The organism is Methanobrevibacter sp. (genome assembly GCF_045116495.1).
Classification (GTDB): domain Archaea; phylum Methanobacteriota; class Methanobacteria; order Methanobacteriales; family Methanobacteriaceae; genus Methanocatella.
This window is the reverse complement of record NZ_JBGULU010000110.1, coordinates 1-2,598: the sequence shown is the minus strand read 5'-3', so window position 1 is coordinate 2,598 and position 2,598 is coordinate 1. Positions and strand designations below refer to the sequence as shown.

Sequence of the window (2,598 nt, the reverse complement as noted above, 5' to 3'; positions counted from 1 at the left end):
CAAAGGACGTGGAATCAAATCTAAAGGAAAAGGCTCTGAACAAGCTAGAAGAAGAAAAATCTAATTTTTCTTCATTCCTTTTTTGATAAAAATGATTCATAATATTAAATTTAGAGCTTTCGTTTATGAAAATGAAAGCGTTGATGAGATATCACAGGCTATTTTAAATATTCTTCCCGAAGCTGAAATCGAAGCAGAAGAGGCTGAAGGATTACTTGAAGATAAGATAATAATTTTATCAGGTACAGTATCTAAAAAAAGATACACAAAGACTTTTTTTAACACACTTTTAAAGTGGACAGACTTAGATAAATTAAATGCAGATTTAGAGCGCAAAATAGATGAGAAAGGAAACTGGTTTTTAAGATTCGACAAAGAAGATGCGCTTGATGAAAAATGGACAATATTGGATTCCGGAGATTCAATTCATCTTAAGGTAAAGATTGCCGCTTTTCCAGCTAAAAAGCAGATTGCAGTTGACAAAGTCCGTGAAGCTATTTTAAATGATTAAAATGGAATTTAATCAAATAATTCATGAATTTGAAGATTTATCCGATGTTGATTATGCCAAAAACATGAAAAAATTCGGGATTTCTTATGTTAAAAGCTATGGGCTGAGGTTACCTCAAATTAGAAAAACCGCAAAGCAGTGCGGCAAAAACCATGATTTGGCGTTAAGACTTTGGAATCATGGTTATCATGAAACATACCTTTTGGCAACACTTGTTGAAGAACCAGACAAGGTTGATTCAATTCAGTTAAATGAATGGGTTAATACATTCTACTCCTGGGATTTGGTAGACCAGGCGTGCATTAATCTTTTGAGATTCATTCCTGAAGCTATTGATAAAATTTTCATTTGGGCTGAATCAGATAAGGAATTTGTCAAAAGAACTGCATTCAGTTTGATTGCAGTATTGGCGGTTCACAACAAGAATTATGATTTTGACCAGTATTTTGAAATCATTAAGCAAGGTTCAAAAGACAACAGAAATTTTGTCAAGAAATCTGTTAATTGGGCGTTAAGGCAAATTGGAAAAACCAATATTGAGAATAACAAAAAAGCATTGGATTTGGCTTATGAAATTCTAGAGCTTGACGATAAATCAAGCAAATGGGTTGCCCGAGGAGCAATTCGCGAACTTGAAAGCGAAAAGGTTCAGGCCAAATTCCAAAAAAGTTAACTTTATTTTAAATTTAGTCCAATATATATCATTAAGGTGAAAATAATGGAGAGGAAAAGTTATTATTTAATAATCCTTTTAGTTGCTTTAGTGATATGCATAGGTGTATTTCTCTATCAGTTCAATAATGATGTTCCCACATTCATTATCATCAATGAAACTGAAGTTCATGAAAACGGATCATTTTCAGGTATGCTAGTGGATGCATATAGCTATGGAGTTGCAAATCAAACAATAACATTCCACAAGCCGGGTTACGAAATGGGAACTGTTGTTGATGTAACAACTAATGAAAATGGTGAGTTTACTATTAAAAATGCAGAATATCTTCCTGATGCAGGTAAAGACAATTACTATGGTGATTTTACATTTGCGGGCAACGGCAAATATCAGGGATGCACTTATGAAGGTAATGTTACTGTTATTCATAATTAATTGCATAATTTTTTAATAGGTTAAAAATAAATATTACTGTATGAAAAGGATTTTTAAAGCTATTGAAAAGTATTTTTTTATTATTATATTGCTGGCGGTAGCTATTTCATTAGTTTATCCAAATTCATTTAAATGGGTTTTAAGCAATTATAATGGTATAAATATATTGAATTTGCTTTTAGGTATTGTTCTTTTTACAATGGGAACTACATTGAAAGTGGATGACTTTGTTAATGTATTTAAAAATCCGAAGGAAATTTCAGTTGGACTTTCAGCGCAGTATATTGTAATGCCGGTTTTGGCTTTTGCTCTTGCAAAGCTATTTTCCTTAGATGCTGGTCTGACTGTTGGACTTATTTTAGTTGGAACTGTGCCTGGGGGAACAGCTTCTGATGTAATCACATTTCTTGCAAAAGGGGATGTGGCTTTATCTGTTTCTTTGACTGCAGTATCTACAGTAATTTCACCTATTTTAACTCCACTGATTACGTTATTCTTAATAGGCAACCAGATTCATTTCAATCCGATTGACATGTTCATTTCAATCATTGAAATCGTGATTATTCCAATTATCTTAGGTTTAATATTAAATTACAAATTCCCTGAGTTTTGTGAAAAATTAAAAGATTATTTGCCTGCAATATCTTCAATTGTGATTTGTTTAATCGTTGCCGGGGTAATAGGTGCAAATAAACAAGCTATCTTAACATCTTCATCAATAATAATGCTTGTTATCATTCTGCAGTATTTCCTTGCAATGTTTCTCGGATTTGGATTTGGTTATTTGGCGGGAATGGATAAAAAACAAATTATTACAGTGGCAATTGAATTGGCCTTTCAAAATTCGGGTTTGTCAACAGGTCTTGCAAAAACTCATTTTCCGAGTCTGTCTCAGGCAACGGTTCCGGGAGCGCTTTATTCAGTTTGGCAGAATTTTGCAGGATCAATCCTTGCATATGTATTTAGAAGATATTTCTGA

At 32.9% G+C, this 2,598-nt stretch carries 4 protein-coding genes; all 4 read left to right on the top strand.

Going from position 1 to position 2,598, the window contains the following annotated elements; translation table 11 throughout:
• Nucleotides 1-91: 91 nt before the first annotated feature.
• The 4 genes from ACJMLH_RS06160 to ACJMLH_RS06145 are packed head-to-tail and all read left to right on the top strand — an operon-like array spanning nucleotide 92 to nucleotide 2,598.
• The gene (locus tag ACJMLH_RS06160) at nucleotides 92-511 is read left to right on the top strand and encodes an RNA-binding protein (protein WP_405275780.1); all 420 of its coding nucleotides are present in this window, start codon (nucleotides 92-94) and stop codon (nucleotides 509-511) included.
• Between the two features lies 1 nt (nucleotide 512).
• Complete coding sequence (locus tag ACJMLH_RS06155) at nucleotides 513-1,184, top strand: DNA alkylation repair protein (protein WP_405275778.1); 672 nt, start codon at nucleotides 513-515, stop codon at nucleotides 1,182-1,184.
• A gap of 45 nt (nucleotides 1,185-1,229) precedes the next feature.
• Nucleotides 1,230-1,619, top strand: coding sequence for a hypothetical protein (locus ACJMLH_RS06150; protein WP_405275776.1), 390 nt, complete (start codon nucleotides 1,230-1,232; stop codon nucleotides 1,617-1,619).
• A gap of 40 nt (nucleotides 1,620-1,659) precedes the next feature.
• Nucleotides 1,660-2,598 carry a bile acid:sodium symporter family protein gene (locus ACJMLH_RS06145; protein WP_405275774.1) on the top strand — a complete coding sequence of 313 codons (939 nt, stop codon included), beginning with the start codon at nucleotides 1,660-1,662 and terminating at the stop codon, nucleotides 2,596-2,598.